Source organism: Pantoea sp. 1B4 (genome assembly GCF_016925765.1).
In the GTDB taxonomy this organism is placed as follows: domain Bacteria; phylum Pseudomonadota; class Gammaproteobacteria; order Enterobacterales; family Enterobacteriaceae; genus Pantoea; species Pantoea agglomerans.
Window position 1 is genome coordinate 1,620,839 of sequence record NZ_JAEUWZ010000001.1, and the last position, 18,358, is coordinate 1,639,196.

General features: G+C 54.7%; 20 protein-coding genes and 2 pseudogenes. 13 read left to right on the forward strand and 9 right to left on the reverse strand.

Going from position 1 to position 18,358, the window contains the following annotated elements; translation table 11 throughout:
* Positions 1 to 2 precede the first annotated feature (2 nt).
* From sctV to JNO11_RS07890, 3 genes and pseudogenes are all read right to left on the reverse strand, one after another.
* Positions 3 to 2,127, reverse strand: a pseudogene (gene sctV, locus JNO11_RS07880) (type III secretion system export apparatus subunit SctV).
* Between the two features lie 10 nt (positions 2,128 to 2,137).
* The gene (locus JNO11_RS07885; protein WP_325177152.1) at positions 2,138 to 2,392 is read right to left on the reverse strand and encodes a TyeA family type III secretion system gatekeeper subunit; all 255 of its coding nucleotides are present in this window, start codon (positions 2,390 to 2,392) and stop codon (positions 2,138 to 2,140) included.
* Entirely contained in the window at positions 2,373 to 3,281 is a 909-nt protein-coding gene (locus tag JNO11_RS07890; RefSeq protein ID WP_325177153.1) for an HrpJ domain-containing protein, read from the reverse strand. Before JNO11_RS07890 ends, JNO11_RS07885 begins: the two co-directional genes overlap by 20 nt.
* A 275-nt stretch (positions 3,282 to 3,556) precedes the next feature.
* Here JNO11_RS07890 and JNO11_RS07895 point away from each other — a divergent pair, with 275 nt between their 5' ends.
* The 6 genes from JNO11_RS07895 (at position 3,557) to JNO11_RS07915 (ending at position 6,344) form a co-directional block, all read left to right on the forward strand.
* Positions 3,557 to 4,102: a sigma-70 family RNA polymerase sigma factor gene (locus JNO11_RS07895; RefSeq protein ID WP_325177653.1), complete on the forward strand. Its 546-nt coding sequence runs from the start codon at positions 3,557 to 3,559 to the stop codon at positions 4,100 to 4,102.
* 126 nt (positions 4,103 to 4,228) lie between these two features.
* Positions 4,229 to 4,705 carry a PAS domain S-box protein gene (locus tag JNO11_RS07900; protein ID WP_325177154.1) on the forward strand — a complete coding sequence of 159 codons (477 nt, stop codon included), beginning with the start codon at positions 4,229 to 4,231 and terminating at the stop codon, positions 4,703 to 4,705.
* Positions 4,611 to 4,835 carry a PAS domain-containing protein gene (locus tag JNO11_RS24790; protein ID WP_346267487.1) on the forward strand — a complete coding sequence of 75 codons (225 nt, stop codon included), beginning with the start codon at positions 4,611 to 4,613 and terminating at the stop codon, positions 4,833 to 4,835. The genes JNO11_RS07900 and JNO11_RS24790 overlap by 95 nt, the downstream gene beginning before the upstream one ends.
* A gap of 16 nt (positions 4,836 to 4,851) precedes the next feature.
* Complete coding sequence (locus tag JNO11_RS07905) at positions 4,852 to 5,109, forward strand: PAS domain-containing protein (RefSeq protein ID WP_325177155.1); 258 nt, start codon at positions 4,852 to 4,854, stop codon at positions 5,107 to 5,109.
* Positions 5,110 to 5,114: 5 nt separating this feature from the next.
* Positions 5,115 to 5,663: a sensor histidine kinase gene (locus tag JNO11_RS07910; protein WP_325177654.1), complete on the forward strand. Its 549-nt coding sequence runs from the start codon at positions 5,115 to 5,117 to the stop codon at positions 5,661 to 5,663.
* Positions 5,664 to 5,702: 39 nt separating this feature from the next.
* Positions 5,703 to 6,344 carry a response regulator transcription factor gene (locus JNO11_RS07915; protein WP_010245888.1) on the forward strand — a complete coding sequence of 214 codons (642 nt, stop codon included), beginning with the start codon at positions 5,703 to 5,705 and terminating at the stop codon, positions 6,342 to 6,344.
* Between the two features lie 196 nt (positions 6,345 to 6,540).
* Here JNO11_RS07915 and ychF read toward each other — a convergent pair whose 3' ends face one another.
* The gene (gene ychF, locus JNO11_RS07920; RefSeq protein WP_010245885.1) at positions 6,541 to 7,632 is read right to left on the reverse strand and encodes a redox-regulated ATPase YchF; all 1,092 of its coding nucleotides are present in this window, start codon (positions 7,630 to 7,632) and stop codon (positions 6,541 to 6,543) included.
* A gap of 108 nt (positions 7,633 to 7,740) precedes the next feature.
* The gene (pth, locus tag JNO11_RS07925) at positions 7,741 to 8,328 is read right to left on the reverse strand and encodes an aminoacyl-tRNA hydrolase (RefSeq protein WP_062757497.1); all 588 of its coding nucleotides are present in this window, start codon (positions 8,326 to 8,328) and stop codon (positions 7,741 to 7,743) included.
* 255 nt (positions 8,329 to 8,583) lie between these two features.
* Between pth and ychH the strand changes: the two genes are divergently transcribed.
* Positions 8,584 to 8,859: a stress-induced protein YchH gene (gene ychH / locus JNO11_RS07930; RefSeq protein ID WP_010245880.1), complete on the forward strand. Its 276-nt coding sequence runs from the start codon at positions 8,584 to 8,586 to the stop codon at positions 8,857 to 8,859.
* On the opposite strand, the gene JNO11_RS07935 is transcribed toward ychH, so the two are convergent.
* The 4 genes from JNO11_RS07935 to lolB form a co-directional block, all read right to left on the reverse strand.
* A complete protein-coding gene (locus JNO11_RS07935; protein ID WP_325177156.1) occupies positions 8,856 to 10,007 on the reverse strand; it encodes a GGDEF domain-containing protein in 1,152 nt (383 codons plus the stop codon). The genes ychH and JNO11_RS07935 overlap by 4 nt on opposite strands.
* Positions 10,008 to 10,221: 214 nt before the next feature.
* Positions 10,222 to 11,169: a ribose-phosphate diphosphokinase gene (gene prs / locus JNO11_RS07940; RefSeq protein ID WP_010245874.1), complete on the reverse strand. Its 948-nt coding sequence runs from the start codon at positions 11,167 to 11,169 to the stop codon at positions 10,222 to 10,224.
* A 136-nt stretch (positions 11,170 to 11,305) separates the two neighbouring features.
* Positions 11,306 to 12,163, reverse strand: a complete 858-nt coding sequence (gene ispE / locus JNO11_RS07945) for a 4-(cytidine 5'-diphospho)-2-C-methyl-D-erythritol kinase (RefSeq protein WP_158149375.1) — start codon at positions 12,161 to 12,163, stop codon at positions 11,306 to 11,308.
* Positions 12,160 to 12,783 (reverse strand): lipoprotein insertase outer membrane protein LolB, encoded by a 624-nt coding sequence (gene lolB / locus JNO11_RS07950; RefSeq protein WP_010669984.1) that lies wholly within the window; start codon positions 12,781 to 12,783, stop codon positions 12,160 to 12,162. The genes ispE and lolB overlap by 4 nt, the downstream gene beginning before the upstream one ends.
* A 216-nt stretch (positions 12,784 to 12,999) precedes the next feature.
* Here lolB and hemA point away from each other — a divergent pair, with 216 nt between their 5' ends.
* The 6 genes and pseudogenes from hemA (at position 13,000) to kdsA (ending at position 18,322) form a co-directional block, all read left to right on the forward strand.
* Positions 13,000 to 14,256 (forward strand): glutamyl-tRNA reductase, encoded by a 1,257-nt coding sequence (gene hemA, locus JNO11_RS07955; RefSeq protein ID WP_010669985.1) that lies wholly within the window; start codon positions 13,000 to 13,002, stop codon positions 14,254 to 14,256.
* 42 nt (positions 14,257 to 14,298) lie between these two features.
* The gene (gene prfA / locus JNO11_RS07960) at positions 14,299 to 15,381 is read left to right on the forward strand and encodes a peptide chain release factor 1 (RefSeq protein ID WP_010245863.1); all 1,083 of its coding nucleotides are present in this window, start codon (positions 14,299 to 14,301) and stop codon (positions 15,379 to 15,381) included.
* A pseudogene (gene prmC, locus JNO11_RS07965) lies at positions 15,381 to 16,215 on the forward strand (peptide chain release factor N(5)-glutamine methyltransferase). Before prfA ends, prmC begins: the two are co-directional and overlap by 1 nt.
* Before the next feature lie 23 nt (positions 16,216 to 16,238).
* Complete coding sequence (locus JNO11_RS07970; protein ID WP_033757428.1) at positions 16,239 to 16,631, forward strand: SirB2 family protein; 393 nt, start codon at positions 16,239 to 16,241, stop codon at positions 16,629 to 16,631.
* Between the two features lies 1 nt (position 16,632).
* Positions 16,633 to 17,442, forward strand: a complete 810-nt coding sequence (sirB1, locus tag JNO11_RS07975) for an invasion regulator SirB1 (protein WP_010669988.1) — start codon at positions 16,633 to 16,635, stop codon at positions 17,440 to 17,442.
* A 25-nt stretch (positions 17,443 to 17,467) separates the two neighbouring features.
* On the forward strand, positions 17,468 to 18,322 hold the full coding sequence (gene kdsA, locus JNO11_RS07980; RefSeq protein ID WP_010669989.1) for a 3-deoxy-8-phosphooctulonate synthase: 855 nt from the start codon (positions 17,468 to 17,470) through the stop codon (positions 18,320 to 18,322).
* Positions 18,323 to 18,358: the final 36 nt, after the last annotated feature.

An 18,358-nucleotide genomic window follows, 5' to 3' on the forward strand; every position in this document is an offset into this window, starting at 1 on the left:
GGTTAACTCTCCCACGTGGTAAGTGAGTAAGCGGCCGGATCGAGCTCTATACGGCCCAGCACATTTACTGCGAGATTGGGTTGCAGCTCTGCAAACGAGAGCACCGGCACATAGTGGAACTCTTCCTGAATAAGCCCGCGCATCGGGCTGCGCAAATCCTGGGCGACCAGCAGCACCGCGCTTTCCGGGGTGTCAACCGGGAATGCGTTGGCGATGAGCGGGAGAATGGCGCTTATCTGCTCATGGGTTAGCGCAAAGAACAGATCGTTTTGCGTCTGACGAAGCGAGTCACGCAACTGTTCTTCCAGTTCCGGTGTCAGCAGCCAGACATGCAGGCCGTCCGGACGGGCATACTGGTAACAGAGATGATTTTTTAACGAGATGCGCACCTGGTCGGTCAGCAGCCAGATGTCGCGCTCATGCTGCCCATGCTCGATCAGCGCTTCGGCAATTGCCCGAACCGATCGCAGCGGAATGCGTTCTGAAACCAGTTTTTGCAGGACGCTGGAGAAACGTGAGAGGGGCATCACGCGCTGTAACTCCTGCGACAGCTCCGGCTGCTCTGATTCCAGCCAGCTCACCAGCGCGCGGGTTTCCTGCAGACCAATAAAATGCGGGCTGCTGGCGTGAATAGCGTTCTCCATGCGCTTTACCAGGATTTCGCGCGCCGTCCAGCGCTCGACCTCTTCGTTTTGCAGCAGCGGATGATCCGCCGCCAGCCAGATAAGATCGCCTTCCTGACGCTGCTCGTCGCCCTCTGCCACGCTTTCCCTGTCGGTTGACGCGATCTCGTCCAGCCAGCGGCGTTTCACCGCCCGATGCGACACGTTAAATGTCCCTTTTACTTTCGGGATTTCATAAACCGAGAAGCGAAACTCATCTTCCGTCTGCTGGTCGAGAAACTCGATATCGAACGCTGGCAGGGTAAAGCCGAAGTGGTAAACGATACGGTTACGCAGCCGGCGAATATCCTGCACCAGCTCCAGCATCTCCGGATGGCCGCGCCATGAGGACGAGAAATTGATCAGATAAGGTCGTGTTGGGTTGAACTGACGTAAATCCTCCTTGCCGTTCAGCTCAGGGGGGAATGACCTCATTTTCCATTTGCGGCTGCGCAAGGCTCAGGGTCTTTCTGACACGCCAGATCTGAAAACCGCCGCTAATCATCGTCAGCGCGGCCAGCAGCAAAAAAATTGCCGTTGGCATACCTGGCAGCAGGGCAAAGCCCACCATCCCCATTGAGGAGAGCAGCCAGGCTTTCGGCTGGCTGGTTAACTGCTCGGCAATCTCGCGGCCGATATTATTGTCAGCCGTCTGCTCATTGTCGGACGAGACGCGGGTAATCAGCATCCCGGCGGTCAGCGAGATCAGCAGCGCAGGGATCTGTGCAATCAGTCCGTCACCGATGGTCAGAATCGAGTAGATATGCATCGCTTCGCCAGCAGGCATGCCCAGCTGCAGCACGCCAATACTGATGCCGCCAATCAGGTTAATCACGACAATCACCAGCCCGGCGATAGCGTCACCTTTAACAAACTTCATCGCGCCATCCATCGCCCCGAATAACTGACTCTCTTTTGCCAGTTCATTACGCCGGTTTCTGGCCTGTACCCCATCAATCAGTCCGGCGCGCAGATCGCTGTCGATGGACATCTGCTTACCTGGCATTGCATCAAGGGTAAAACGCGCAGCCACTTCGGCTACCCTTTCGGAACCTTTGGTAATGACCAGGAAGTTCACCACAGTCAGGATCAGGAACATCACCATCCCTACCGCAAGGTTGCCGCCCACCACAAAGTTACCGAAAGCCGCCACCACATGGCCCGCATCCTGCTGAATTAAGATCTGGCGGGTGGTGGAGATAGAGAGTGCCAGGCGGAACATGGTGGTGAGCAGCAGCACGGCGGGAAAGGTTGAGAACGCCAGCGGCTTAGGCAGATACATGGCCAGCACGACCAGCAGAGATGACAGGCAGATATTCACAGCTATCAGCGCATCAATTAATGGCAGCGGTAAGGGAATAATAAGCATAAACACCAGCGCCATGGCAAAAGCCGCACCGACCACTTCGGAGCGTTGCATGGCGCTGATCGCGATTCGATTCAATATGTGAAACAGGGTATTCATCTTTGTTGCCTCACGACGCAGCGTTCCGGTTGCGGCGTTGCTGTTGCTGCTCAGTTTTAGTGACGTCCGTAATCATGCCGCGCAGCAGTTTTAACGCGTTGTCACGATTTTCCTGAGCGGGCCACAGCGAGGCTGGCACGCCGTGCAGGAGCGGAAAAAGCGAACTAAAAAAGAGCGGCAGATGTTGCCTGTTCTGGCCAACAATCTCGTCTGCCAGCCCGGTAAAATCACTCTGATAAGCGCCGTTATGGCTGATTTGCAACATCCGGCGTGCCAGAGTCAGGCTGTTCATGGCAACACTGGGCAGTTTGCTGCGCATACGCTGCAAAAAGGCAGTGCTGTCGCTCAGCGTCTGGCTTATCCCGGCAGCATCGCGCAGTCCGCGGTGGATACGTCCGAGGGTAATAACGCTGATTGAGGGGGGCAAGTGCGGCGATATCATCCGCCAGCGCGCGCTGCAGAGTACGCAGCGTCGGGATCAGATTACGCGAGCCGATCAGCTCCAGCAGCATATCCAGCATCCTGGTTGCGGACTGCTGGTGGACGATGCCGTCGTAATAGAGGTTGCGCAACGACTGTTTACGCTGCGGATCGCGGGTATACCCGGCGATGGCTGACGCCGTGTTGTTGCCTGCACGAATGGTCTGGCCGTGGGTCTGCTGTAGCTTATCCAGTTGGGCCCCGGCCAGCCCGGCCAGTTCCCCGTCGCCTTTATCCTGTGCCTGTTCGCCGATCACACGCAGTAGCAGGGCGGTGCGCGCCGGATCGCCGCCGGTCTTTTCCAGAAGTGTGTCGCTATCCGGCGGCGGATTCTGGCGCAGGGCGGCACGTAGCCACGCCATCTGCTCCAGCGTTTGTTGTTCATCGCCGCCGTCGAGTAGGGAAAATAGTGCATTCAACTCTCCGACTTTGCTGAGCGCATGCTTGCCACGCTGCTGGTTCCGTGACGCATTACGGCGGTCCTGCGCCTTTTGCCTGCGTTCCATCTTTTCACTGAACGCGGCGCCCATTTCTTCCATCGCGTCATTCAGTGACGTTTCCCGCGCGCGGACATTATCCGGCACGTCGTTTTTACCTGCTGTCTGTGGCGTGTTTTTATGCAGAGCTTTTAGCGAGTGCGCCAGCGCCGGTATCGCATGTTGTATTTTGAGCATCGCCAGCCATCCTCAATGGTTATTACTCTCTTTCTGTGTCAAATAACGCTTACCGGTTCCGAAAAAAGCGGTAAAAAAAAGTGGAAATAATTTCATCCGGAAATCAGTGCAATTTTTTGCATTATTCATCGATAAGGAAGGGTAAAAACTGTCTCAGATAATTCTGTATGGAGAATTAATTGTTTTCATAAACAGCAGCTTATTTGTTGAGCAGCAGATGGCATATCTCTTGCTATGTAACGAAATCAATTGCTACTAATGAGAGAGATAAGAAAATGATTAATTCAACGCTCGTATCCGCTGTCGCAGAGTCACCCTTAGCAATTAACGTAAACTGGGATGAGATCTTCGTTACGCATAATAAGAAGCTGTTAAATTTCATTCGAAAACGTATTGCCAGCCATGAAGATGCTGATGACATCCTGCAAATGACCTATCTGGAAGTGTTGTGTAATCGCCATAAGTTTCGCGGCGCATCCCGTCCGGAAACGTGGGTATTTGGCATCGCAGTTAATTTGATTCGCAACTACTACAAATCAAAACAGATCCACTATCTGTTTGATAATCTTAATGATGAAGTTATCGCCGATCTGCTGCTGGATAATGATCCCAGCGATCTGACGGAAAACAGGCAATTACTGAGTCATACGCTGGCATCCCTCGAAATTTTACCGAAAGACGTCAGGGTGATGCTGTCTATCCTTGTGGAGGAGGAGGGCAGCTATCAGGATATCGCTCAGCAGTTAGAAATCCCGGTAGGCACCGTGCGCTCTCGGCTCTCACGCGCGCGGGAAACATTAAAGGGGAGAATTTACGCCTGAATATGGGCCTGCGAAAAATGGCAATTTAACTGCTAAGCTTATCAGCTCGTTAATATTTAGCGGGTTATGACTATCATGCCGTCGGAACGTTATTCTCTGCGGCTTGATAAATCCGTGGAGGGAATAATGCTTTTACAGGGTGTATCTGACCAGAATGACAATGACAAAACTACTATCACCGGTTTATCAAATATTGCCTTAAACAAAATTCATGATGCGATATATTTGATAGACAGCCAGCTGCATATCAAATATGTCAATGAAAAGGCCTGCCAGTTGACGGGATATTCCCGCGAGGCATTTTCGCAGCTCAGCTTTGACATCATTGATAAAGAACTGCGCGACAATGATGTTTTTGCCCTGTGGTGGAAACTCAGTACCCGCCCTGAAGGGATACAATTCACTTCACATCATACCGGCCGGCATAACGTTTTTCCTGTAGAAGTGAGTTGTAGCGGATATCACCAGGATGGTGAGCTGCATATCTTATGCATTGTGCGCGATATGCATGAAATTCGCCGGCAAAAAAGAGCAGCAGCAACTTCGGGAAAAACAGCTGCATCAGGTAGTGGAAAATTCTCCCGACCTCATTTTACGGTTTGATTTGCAGACCCGCTGCCTCTATGCCAACCTGGCGGTCCGCAGCTGGTTTACTCTTAGCGAAAACGATATCAGTCGGGTGCCGCTGACTGAAAGCGTGCAGCGCGGGGGGGATTGGACTGAGCCTGTTTAAGCTGGTCTCACGCACGATGGTTGATGAGAAAGTGGCCGAAGATGAGCTGGTGGTAAAGCATCAGGGTGATAAACGTACCCTGCATGTGCGCTGCGTGCCGGAATATGATTTACAGGGCGAGCTGGTTAGCGTGCTGGCGGTTGGGCGCGATATCACCGCAATCCGCAAGACCGAAGAGGAGTTGCGGCAGTTAACTCATAATCTCGAGCGGGCGCGGGAAGCGGAAAAAAACAGCTGGCGCGTGATATTCATGACGAGCTGGGCCAGCATTTAACCGCTCTGCGTACAGGGTTGTCGCTGCTGGCGATGCGTAAAGATCAGCCTGTCGATGCGCAGCAGGCAAAAATTCAGCAGCTGATGGTGCATCTGGACAGCACGATTCAGGTGGTACGGGATGTCTCGACCCGCCTGCGGCCTAACGTTCTCAATCTTGGTTTAATTCCGGCGCTGGAATGGTTGCGCGATCAGTTTATAAAAAACAATGGAATCCGCTGCATTTTACTGGCACCTGATGAACATACCGTGGTGCTGGATGAAGCGACGCTGACGGCGGCGTTTCGCGTGGTACAGGAGTCTCTCACCAATGTCGTCCGCCATGCCAGAGCCAGCAATGTTTATATCTTCGTCAAACTCACGCCGGATGCGCTGCTCATCGAAGTTGTCGATAACGGTAAAGGTTTTCATCTGAATCGAGTGAAGAAAGGGACGTGTGGGCTGCACGGCATCAGGGAGCGAGGACGCATGCTAAATGGAGAAGCGACCATCGATAGTACACCTGGTAAAGGGACCCGGGTTAAACTGAAATTCCCCCCTCTCTGTAAGCGCTAAATCAGTCGCATCCTGTCCGAAAACCGGGAGTATTAACCGATGAGTAAATGCATACGTCTGATGATTGCCGACGATCATGCCATTATGCGCGAGGGCCTGAAGCAAATTTTTGCTCTTGATGACAATATCGACGTGGTATGCGAAGCATCGGATAGCGGCCAGGTGCTGGAGCGCCTGCGTCAGCACGAAGTCGATCTGCTGCTACTCGATATTTCGATGCCTGGCATGAGCGGAGAAGATCTGATTACCCGCCTGATGCCTCTCTATCCCCGGCTGCGCATTCTGGTATTGAGTATGTACAACGAACCGCAAATTACCCGGCGGGTGTTAAATAATGGTGCGCTGGGCTATATCACCAAAGACAAGTCGCCGGATGTTTTACTCAAAGCGATTCGTACCGTGGCGCAGGGATCACGCTATATCGATCACGATCTGGCACAGGAGATTATCTTCTCCGACTACCAGAGCAATAATCGTGCGCCTCATGAGAGCCTGACGATGCGCGAACGGCAAATCATGATCATGCTGGCCCACGGGGAGTCGATTAATGCGATAGCCGATGCGCTCTCCATCAGTAATAAAACCGTCAGCACCTATAAATCACGCATGATGAAGCGAATGAAATTTACCAATAATGCCCATATCGTGAAATATTCCCTGCAGCATAACCTGGTGCAATAACGTCTTAAGGCTCCGCCTGATAAGCCTCGGGCGGGGTCGATCTGAAAGTATTTTGCAGCACGGCTAATGGGAAGGACGTGTCCGCCTGAATTTTACCCCGACCGCATAATAAAAAAATCCACGCCATGGCGTGGATTTTAGGGAGTCTGTCAGACTTCATGGTTTTGATGAAACCCCATGAGACAACAATCTTTAATCAGACGTTAAACAGGAAGTTCATCACATCGCCATCTTTCACGATGTACTCTTTACCTTCTGAACGCATCTTGCCGGCTTCTTTAGCACCTTGCTCGCCTTTATAAGCGATGAAATCTTCAAACGCGATGGTCTGGGCGCGGATAAAGCCTTTCTCGAAGTCGGTATGGATTTTACCGGCTGCCTGCGGAGCCGTCGCGCCAACCGGGATAGTCCATGCACGCACTTCTTTTACGCCAGCGGTGAAGTAGGTCTGCAGGTTCAGCAGGGAGTAACCAGCGCGGATAACGCGGTTCAGGCCTGGCTCTTCCAGTCCCAGCTCTGCCATGAACTCGTCACGGTCTTCATCTTCCAGCTCAGCAATGTCCGACTCAACGGCGGCGCACACTGGCACCACGACTGAACCTTCCGCTTCGGCGATAGCGCGCACCTGATCCAGGTACGGGTTGTTCTCGAAACCATCTTCATTGACGTTAGCTATGTACATGGTAGGTTTCAGAGTCAGGAAGCTCAGATAGCGGATTGCCGCTTTGTCGTCCTCATCCAGATTCAGTGAACGCAGCATGCCCGCTTCAGAAAGATGCGGCAGACACTTCTCCAGCGCAGCCAGCTCAGCCTTAGCATCTTTGTCGCCGCCTTTGGCTTTCTTCTGCACGCGCTGAATCGCACGTTCACAGGTTTCAAGATCGGACAGCGCCAGCTCGGTGTTGATCACATCAATATCTTCAGCCGGGTTCACTTTACCCGCCACGTGGATGATGTTGTCGTTTTCAAAGCAGCGCACCACGTGGCCGATCGCTTCGGTTTCACGGATGTTGGTCAGGAACTGGTTGCCCAGGCCTTCACCTTTTGACGCGCCTTTTACCAGACCGGCGATATCGACGAATTCCATGGTAGTCGGCACCACGCGCTGCGGCTTAACAATCTCAGAAAGCTGGTCGAGACGCAGGTCAGGCATCGGCACCACGCCCGTGTTAGGCTCAATGGTGCAGAAGGGGAAGTTAGCCGCTTCGATGCCCGCTTTAGTCAGCGCGTTAAACAGAGTGGATTTACCGACGTTCGGCAGGCCCACGATACCGCATTTGAATCCCATGGTTTGATACCCTTTATAACTGGATGGACAGTGCGCCAGAAGGCGGACTGTCGGAGACGAATTGAAAAATTTCGCGCATTATACACGGAATCACGACGATTCGGGCGTTTAAGCAGGCTTGAAGGCGTGCAGCCGGTTCATCGCCTTGATACGATCCTCTTTCAGCCACAGTTCGGTGCAGCGCGCCGCCTCATCAATGGCATCATCAATCAGCTTCTGCTCACTGGCGGGCGGCTTGCCCAGCACAAATCCGGTCACCTTGTTGCGATCGCCGGGATGTCCGATACCGATGCGCAGCCGATGGAAATTGTTGTTGTTGCCCATTTTGCTGATGATATCTTTCAGCCCGTTATGGCCGCCATGCCCGCCGCCCTGCTTGAACTTCGCCACGCCGGGTGGCAGATCGAGTTCATCATGCGCCACCAGGATCTCTTCTGGCGCGATGCGATAAAAGGTCGCCATCGCCGCCACGGCTTTCCCGCTCAGGTTCATAAAGGTGGTCGGCACCAGCAGGCGCACATCCTCTCCGGCTATCGCCAGGCGCGCGGTATAGCCATAGAATTTGCCTTCCTCTTTCAGTGACTGATTGTGGCGCTCAGCCAGTAAATCCAGATACCAGGCACCCGCATTGTGGCGCGTGGCGGCATATTCAGCGCCTGGATTGGCAAGGCCCACAATCAGTTTAATGCTGCTCACAATGATTATCCTGCTGTTATCGCGAAAGGGCGTTAGTTTACTTCGCCATGGCCGAGATGACAAAGTACAAGCATCGAAATGGTTCATGACGGTGATTAATCATTTTCTATCGAAATCAACAGGCTGCAATCAGGGCCAGTTAATTATTTATGGCTGATGTGTGATCCAGTCCGCAACGTTATCTTCACCCATTGCCTAAGCTTATGGCACTTAACATTGTGTGCGGTTATTGACTCATATGGATGGAGGTGCAGCATGAAACATCAACACTGCCGCGTAGCGGGTAACAGCTTGATGGTACTGGGATTAGTCACAATGGTGCTGGGCGTGGGTTTCTCAATTATGAACCAGCTTCCCTCGCTTGATCTGCCAGATGCGCTGGCGCAGGGCGCAATCTTAGGCATCTTCGTTGGTGCAATGATGTGGCTGGTCGGGGCGGGTCTGAGTGGTCGTGAAAAGGTTGAAGATCGTTATTACTGGCATCGTCACTATGACAAACGTTGTCGCCGGTCGCACAATTCTCACCATTAACTGATGCCAGCAGTGACCGGATGCTGCGCTATGCGGTTCCGGCCGCTGGCCTTGGCGTGATAGAGCGCTTTATCCGCCAGTGCGAGTAAATCGTCAAAACCCTGCTGCTGATGTGTGACCGTGGCAAACCCAATGCTGACCGAATAGGCAATTGAATTGGGTTGTGACGCACAGACCTCCCGCCGAATCGTCTCGCACCAGACTTCCGCATCTTTTGCCGCCGCCGGAATTATCGCCGCAAACTCCTCTCCGCCCAGTCGCGCAAAACGCCCCTCAGCTGGTATCAGTCCTCTGACAATGTCGCAAAAGTGAATCAATATCTGGTCGCCCTGTTGATGGCCATAACGATCGTTAATGCTCTTAAAATGATCCAGATCGAACAGAATCGCGCTAAACGGCCGGTTCTGACGACGGCATCGCACCACAATCTTCTCTGCTTCATTAAATAAAGCCCGACGATTCCAGACGCTGGTCAGAGGATCGTGCATCGAGGCATGTTTTAAGACTGACTGCATCCGTTCATTCACCATGGCCAGGATAGTAAATGTCAGACCAATGACAAACAGAATCGATTCCAGGATGACGTAAATCGAGAAGTTTGATCCGCCAATGGCGCCAGGCAGCGTGCTGGGAATCGCGCTGTCCAGAAACAGGCGAGCCAGATGAAACAGCAGATGGATCCACAGCAGCAACTGCGCAGGCCAGAAGGTCACCTTTAGCGTGGCACGCGCCAGCCAGACCAGCTGGATCAGCGAGGCGGTATAGACGATGCAGGCGATGCAGAGCACCAGCACCCGTTTGGGTAAGCTGTAATAGAACGCCGGGAAACAGCAGAGGAGTGCCCAGAGCAGGGCGCCCAGCAGCCAGTGAGTGCCGATGGGCTTGCCGCAGAAGCGCCGGAACGCATTTAACAATCCGCCGTAAGCCAGCATCACTAAAACGTTACCCACTGCAACGGGCAGGAAATGCAGGCCACTGCTGCGCAGGCTACTTAAGAATACCGCAATCAGGGTAAAAACCAGCGACAGGCAGGTGAAGCCGAGAACGCGATCATACTGCGATCCGATCCAGGCAAAAAACATGATGATGCTCAGAAAACCCAGCACATAAAGCTCGCAGACAAATAACGTATAGATATCGAGGCTCATGGCGGTCAGGGTTCTTATGAGAAGTGCGCTGCAAATTACCACTTAACGGCACAGGGCAGAAGCGGGGAACGCGGCGTTTTATCAAAAGAGTGGGTGGCGTTGAAAATAGTCGATTTTGGGGAAATTTATCGCGAAAATATCAGAAAAAGAAGCGCGTTAATCGGGCGCCCGGCAGGCATAAAAAAACCGGGCACAGGGCCCGGTTCCGCGAAGATTAATGCTCGAACATTGCCGAGATTGACTCTTCGTTACTGATGCGGCGAATGGCTTCGGCCAGCATGCCAGATAAGGTCAGCGTGCGCACATTCGGCAGTGACTTAATCTCCTGAGAGAGTGGGATGGTATCGCAGACGATTACCTGGTCGAGCACAGATTTACGCAGGTTTTCAACCGCATTGCCGGAGAAGATCGGGTGGGTCGCGTAAGCAAATACGCGTTTAGCACCACGCTCTTTCAGCGCTTCAGCCGCTTTGCACAGCGTGCCGCCGGTGTCGATCATGTCGTCGACCAGCACGCAGTCGCGGCCAGCAACGTCACCAATGATGTGCATCACCTGAGAAACGTTCGCGCGAGGGCGGCGTTTATCGATGATGGCCATATCGGTGTCGTTCAGCAGTTTAGCGATAGCACGGGCACGTACTACGCCACCAATATCGGGAGAAACAACAATCGGGTTTTCCAGACCGATCTGCATCATATCTTCCAGCAGGATCGGACTGCCAAATACGTTATCAACCGGGACGTCGAAGAAGCCCTGGATCTGCTCGGCGTGCAGGTCAACCGTCAGAACACGGTCAACACCGACGCTGGAAAGGAAGTCTGCCACTACTTTAGCGGTGATAGGCACACGCGCGGAACGCACGCGGCGATCCTGACGGGCATAACCAAAGTAGGGGATGACTGCGGTAATACGACCAGCAGAAGCACGACGCAGCGCGTCGACCATCACAACCAGTTCCATCAGATTATCGTTGGTGGGGGCACAGGTGGACTGGATGATGAAAATATCACCACCGCGTACATTTTCGTTGATCTGTACGCTCACTTCACCATCACTGAAACGTCCTACAGCGGCGTCTCCCAGGCTGGTGTAAAGGCGGTTGGCAATACGTTGTGCTAGTTCCGGGGTGGCGTTACCAGCAAATAGCTTCATATCAGGCACGAGAAGAACCTCAGGCTTTGCGTCCAGAGAATGAACGGCATGACTGTAACCGGCGCGTACGGTCATGTGCGTTCACACGGGTGTGTTGATGCGAAACGTGCAGTGTCCGGAACGTGGTGACACTGTCACGCATTCGCTAATCGCCTCGCAGGGTACGCTGTAGCGGCGAGACATTTACGCCCCGGGCTACAAATGCGCGTACCCCATTCGGGGCAAGCTCCAGCACCTGGCGGGCAGCAGACTCGGTGTCGAACTCAGCAAACACACAAGCGCCCGTGCCAGTCAGGCGTGACGGCGCGTATTCTAGCAGCCAGGAAACAAGCTCATCAACCTCACGAAAACGTTTTCTTACCACTGCTTCACAATCATTGGTGAAGGGTGATGCTAAAAGCGTCGATAAACTGCGCGATGGAGTATCTCGCGTCAGTTCGGGGTCGTTGAATACTACTGGGGTGCTGATATTCACGCCGGGATGGGCGACAAGATACCACTTTTCTTCCGGCTCTGCGGGATGAAGTTGTTCACCCACACCCTGGGCGAAGGCCGCGAAGCCCTGGACAAACACCGGCACATCCGCGCCCAGCTTCACGCCCATCGCCGCCAGCTCATCCGGCGTGAAGCCGGTTTGCCACAGATGATTCAGCGCCACCAGCACGGTTGCCGCATCAGAGGAGCCGCCACCGAGACCGCCACCCATGGGCAGATTTTTCTCAACGGCAATCTGCGCGCCCGCGTGAGCGGACAGGCGATGGTTATCCTGCGCCGCCTGTTTCAGCATGTTTGCGGCGCGGACAATCAGGTTATCCGCATCCGCAACGCCTGCCACGGGCGTTAACAGTGTAATCGAGCCGCTTTGATCGACGGTAATCTGCAACTGGTCACCGTAATCAAGAAACTGAAACAGCGTCTGCAGGTTGTGATAGCCGTCGGGACGACGGCCGGTGATGTAGAGAAAAAGATTCAGTTTTGCCGGGGCAGGCCAGTGGGTGATCATTGAACGGTCCAGCCGTCCATACGCAGTTTAATCCGCTGGTCACCCTCTTTCAGCTCCAGGCTCGAAGGCAGCGGCGGGGTGACTTTGCTGTCGTAGCCCGCAATAGAGACCTGCCAGTTCTGACCGTCGCGGCTGTAGTTCAGGCTGCTCAGCTGATAGCTCTCGTTGAGCTGATAGTCGGTGGCATCGCCTGGCAGACCCATCATCCACTGGCGCAGATTCGCCAGCGGAATGTTCATGCCGGTCAGCTGCGAAATCATTTTCTGCGCATCGTTGCTGACGTAACGCTTGCCTTTGTTATCGACGATCTGTACCACCGAGCCCTGCGCATCCAGCTGCAGTTCGGTGCTGCCCAGCGGATTGGTCAGCAGCAGGCGATAGCGATCGGGCGCGGTCTGCTGCCAGTTGAAGCGGGCATAGACTTTCTGCTTGTCAGAAAGATAGGCAAAGGCGCCGCGGGTCTGATAGTGCGTGACCTTTGAGACCGCCTGCTGATGCTGTTGCCACTGTGGCGCGGTAACGCTGGGGCCCGGGCCTTGCGGTTTGTTGACGCTACAGGCTGCCAGCAGCACGCTGGCAAGGGGCAAAAGGCGCAACAGATTGCGTGGTGAATTAAGCATCAAGTGGTCATCTCCTCGGACACATTTATTATTCGTAACGGATAACGCTAACCGTCCCGGTTTTAACCGTCAATGCTGTTATGCAGTAAATTGAGCACGATCGGGTTAATCTTATTACAGTCATAGCCTTTGTATGGCTTTTCTTGATCTGCCGCATCTTGTAGAATGCGCCTCACAAAACCCTGACATTATTGGGACATCCCAACCAAAACCACCATGACGCTGCTCGCTCTCGGAATCAATCACAAGACTGCCCCCATTGCTCTGCGCGAACGCGTCTCGTTCGGGCCGGAGACGCTTGAGCAGGCGTTAAACAGCCTGTTATCACAGCCAATGGTGCAGAGCGGCGTGGTGTTGTCCACCTGTAACCGGACTGAACTCTACCTGAGTGTAGAGCAGCAGGCCGATTTACAGGCGCGTCTGGTGAGCTGGTTATGCAATTATCATCAGCTGGATGAAGAGGATGTGCGAAACAGCCTCTACTGGCATCAGGATAACGAGGCGGTCAGCCATCTGATGCGCGTTGCCAGCGGACTCGACTCACTGGTGCTGGGCGAACCGCAGATCCTCGGTCAGGTGAAAAAAGCCTTTGCCGACTCCTCACGCGGTCAGGCGCTGAGCAGTGAACTGGAACGCATGTTCCAGAAAACCTTCTCGGTTGCCAAACGCGTGCGTACGGAAACCGATATCGGCGCCAACGCGGTGTCGGTGGCGTTTGCCGCCTGTACGCTGGCCCGTCAGATCTTCGAATCGCTCTCCTCCGTCAATGTCTTGCTGGTTGGCGCAGGTGAGACCATTGAGCTGGTGGCGCGTCATCTGCGTGAACATCAGGTCAAAAATCTGATCATCGCCAACCGTACCCGCGAACGCGCCGAAACGCTGGCGTCGGAAGTGGGTGCAGAGGTGATCACCCTGGCGGAGATCGACGCCCGTCTGGCAGAAGCCGACATTATTATCTCGTCAACCTCCAGTCCGCTACCGATTATCGGTAAGGGGATGATGGAGCGCGCGCTGAAAGCGCGACGTAACAAGCCAATGCTGCTGGTCGACATTGCAGTTCCGCGCGACGTAGAGCCGGAAGTGGGCGACCTGCCTAACGCCTATCTCTACAGCGTGGATGACCTGCAGGCGATCATCGAGCAGAACCTGGCGCAGCGCAAAGCGGCCGCGGTTCAGGCCGAAAGCATCGTGGTTCAGGAAAGCAGCGAATTCATGGCGTGGCTGCGCTCACAGGGCGCGGTGAATACGATCCGTGAATATCGTTCTCAGGCGGAAGAGATCCGCGCTGAGCTGGAAGGCCGTGCGCTGCAGGCGCTGCAGCAGGGTGCCGATCCGCAGAAAGTCATGCAGGAACTGGCGCACAAGCTGACCAACCGTTTAATACATGCTCCAACCAAATCACTTCAGCAGGCCGCCCGCGACGGCGATAATGAACGCCTGCAGATTTTACGCGACAGCCTGGGTCTCGATTAGGCACACCGCTGTCGCCACCTGTTACGGGAATCCCACATTTAAATGAAAACCTCTATAGTTGCCAAACTGGAAGCCCTGCAGGAGCGCCACGAAGAAGTGGAAGCGATGCTGGGCGATGCAGGCGTGATCGCCGATCAGGAGCGTTTCCGTGCGCTGTCACGCGAATATGCTCAGCTGACCGATGTGACCCGTTGCTTCCGCGACTGGCAGCAGGTGCAGGAAGATATCGAAACCGCGCAGCAGATGCTCGACGATCCTGAAATGCGTGACATGGCGCAGGAAGAGTTACAGGAAGCGCGTGAGAAGAGTGACGTGCTGGAGCAGCAGTTGCAGGTTCTGTTGCTGCCGAAAGATCCGGATGATGAGCGCGCCTGTTTTATCGAAGTGCGCGCCGGAACCGGCGGCGATGAAGCGGCGATTTTCGCCGGCGATCTCTTCCGCATGTACAGCCGCTATGCCGAAGCGCGTCGCTGGCGCGTGGAGATCATCAGCGCCAACGAAGGCGAGCATGGCGGTTACAAAGAAGTGATTGCCCGCGTCACCGGCGAAGGTGCCTATGGACGCCTGAAGTTTGAGTCAGGCGGCCATCGCGTGCAGCGCGTGCCGGAGACCGAATCCCAGGGCCGCATTCATACCTCAGCCTGTACCGTTGCCGTGATGCCGGAAATCCCGGAAGCGGAACTGCCGGAAATCAATGCGGGCGATCTGAAGATCGATACTTTCCGCTCATCCGGCGCAGGCGGTCAGCACGTTAACACCACCGACTCCGCTATTCGTATTACCCACCTGCCAACCGGTATCGTGGTGGAGTGTCAGGACGAACGTTCACAGCATAAAAACAAAGCCAAAGCGCTGGCGGTGCTGGGCTCGCGTATTCATGCTGCAGAGATGGCCCGCCGTCACGCCGCCGAAGCCAGTACCCGACGCAACCTGCTGGGCAGCGGCGATCGTTCTGACCGTAACCGCACCTACAACTTCCCGCAGGGCCGCGTGACCGATCACCGGATCAACCTGACCATCTACCGTCTGGATGAAGTGATGGAAGGGAAACTCGACAGCCTGATTGAGCCGATTGTTCAGGAGTACCAGGCCGATCAGCTGGCGGCGCTGGCTGGTCAGGATTAATGGATATTCGTCACTGGCTGAAACAGGCGGTCACCACGCTGTGCGGTGGTGACAGTCCGAAGCGTGACGCAGAGATCCTGTTAGGTTTTGTGACCGGCAAATCACGCAGCTGGTTAATCGCCTTTGATGAAACGGTGCTCAGCGATGAGCAGCTGACGCAGCTGGATAGCCTGCTGGCGCGTCGCGCCCGCGGTGAGCCGGTGGCGCATCTGGTGGGCGAACGCGAGTTCTGGTCGCTGCCATTGCGCGTCAATGACGCCACGCTGATCCCGCGCCCGGATACCGAACTGCTGGTTGAACAGGCGCTGGCGCATCTGCCCCCGACACCGGCAACCATTCTGGACATGGGCACCGGCACCGGAGCGATTGCGCTGGCGCTGGCCAGCGAGCGTCCCGATTGTCAGGTCACCGGCGTGGATCGCATTGAAGCCGCCGTTGAGCTGGCGAACAGTAATGCGCAGCAGCTCAGCCTCACCAACACCACCTTTCTGCTCAGTCACTGGTTCCAGGCGCTGACGCCACAGCGCTTTACCCTCATTGTCAGCAACCCACCCTATATAGATGCCAGCGATGTTCATCTGGAGCAGGGTGACGTGCGCTTTGAACCGCGCAGCGCGCTGGTGGCGGATGAAGCGGGACTGGCGGATCTGCGCACGCTGATCGAGCAGGCACCCACGTGGCTGCTGCCGGGTGGCTGGCTGCTGCTGGAACATGGCTGGCAGCAGGGCGAGGCGGTGGCCACGCTGATGCGGCAAAAAAGGCTATCACGCCGTGGAAACCGTCGATGATTACGGCGGCAATCCGCGTGTGACCTTAGGTCAGTTCCCTTCATAAAAGCGCTTTGAAAAGGATTCATGATGTTCGCCTTTTATCCCCTGATTAAAAATCTGCACATCTTAACGGTGGTGCTTACCGTGACGCTGTTCCTGCTGCGGTTTTACTGGCTGCGCCGTGGATCGGCAATGATGACAAAACGCTGGGTGCGCATCCTGCCGCACGCTAACGACACGCTGTTACTGGTGACCGGTATCTCACTGGTGATGATTACCCACTTCTATCCCTTTACACCGCAAGGAAGCTGGCTGACGGAGAAGCTTTTAGCGGTTATCATCTACATCGCCTTAGGATTTGTGGCATTGAGTCGCCGTCCACGCACTGATCGCACCCGCTGGATCGCTTTTCTGGTAGCGTTAATCGCCCTGGTGGCCATCATTAAGCTGGCGCTGACCAAAATGCCGTTATGGGGATAGCATGACCTCGACCGAACAATTAGATTTCAGCCAGACACCGCTGTGTGAAGCGGTGATTGGTGCCACGCTTGCCATCCGCGCCGATTTCCCGGCGTTGTCGGTGGAAGCACAACTTGCGGCGTTAGTCGCCGAAGCACGTGACTATGTCAGCCATACCGAAGATGCTGACATGCAGCTCGAAAAGCTGCTGGAGCTGTTCTATCGTCAGTGGGGATTTTGCGGTGCCAGTGGCGTCTACAATCTTTCTGATGCCCTCTGGATCGATAATGTGCTGAAGACCCGTCGGGGCACGGCGGTGTCACTGGGCGTTATCCTGCTGCACATCGCCGCCGAACTGGAACTGCCGCTGATGCCGGTGATCTTCCCGACGCAGCTGATTCTGCGCGCCGACTGGATTGATGGCGATAAGTGGATGATCAACCCATTTAATGGGGAAACGCTTGACCGGCACACGCTGGAAGTGTGGCTCAAAGGCAATATCAGCCCGACAGCGCGTCTGTATGACGACGATCTTGACGAAGCCAAAACCGTCACCGTGATGCGCAAGATGCTCGACACGCTGAAAGCGGCGTTGATGGAAGAGAAGAAGATGGAGCTGGCGCTGAACGTCAGTCAGGTGCTGTTGCGTATCGATCCTGACGATCCCTACGAAATCCGCGATCGCGGTTTGATCTACGCGCAGCTGGAGTGCGAACATATCGCCCTGAATGATTTAACGTACTTCGTTGAGCAGTGTCCTGAAGACCCGGTCAGCGAAATGATCAAAGTTCAGATTCACGCAATCGAACAAAAACAGGTCACGCTGCACTAAGCGGACCCACTGAAAAGGAAAGGGCATGACACAGAAAGTCGTGAGTATTGGCGATATCAAAGTTGCAAACGATCTGCCATTTGTGCTGTTTGGCGGGATGAACGTACTGGAGTCGCGCGACCTGGCGATGCGCATCTGCGAACACTACGTTACCGTCACCAGTAAGCTTGGTATTCCTTACGTATTCAAAGCGTCATTTGATAAAGCGAACCGCTCCTCTATTCACTCCTATCGTGGCCCTGGCCTGGAAGAGGGGATGAAGATTTTCCAGGAGCTGAAGCAGGCTTTCGGCGTCAAAATTATTACGGATGTGCATGAAGCGTCCCAGGCGCAGCCGGTCTCTGAAGTGGTTGATGTGATCCAGCTGCCCGCGTTCCTGGCGCGTCAGACTGACCTGGTGGAAGCGATGGCGAAAACCGGCGCGGTCATTAACGTCAAGAAACCCCAGTTCGTCAGCCCGGGTCAGATGGGCAACATCGTTGATAAGTTCGCTGAAGGCGGCAACGAGCAGGTCATCCTGTGCGATCGCGGCAGCAATTTCGGCTACGACAATCTGGTTGTCGACATGCTCGGCTTTAACGTGATGAAGAAAGTCACCAAAAACAGCCCGGTGATTTTCGATGTGACCCATGCGCTGCAGACGCGCGATCCGTTTGGCGCAGCATCAGGCGGTCGTCGTGCTCAGGTGGCTGAGCTGGCGCGTGCCGGTATGGCGGTCGGCATTGCCGGTCTGTTTATCGAAGCGCACCCGGATCCTGAACATGCCCTGTGTGACGGCCCATCCGCGTTGCCGCTGGATAAGCTGGAGCCATTCCTGGTGCAGATGAAAGCGATTGACGATCTGGTGAAAAGCTTCCCGGAACTCGATACCAGCAAATAAGTTTGCTGCAAAAAAAAGAGCGATTAATCGCTCTTT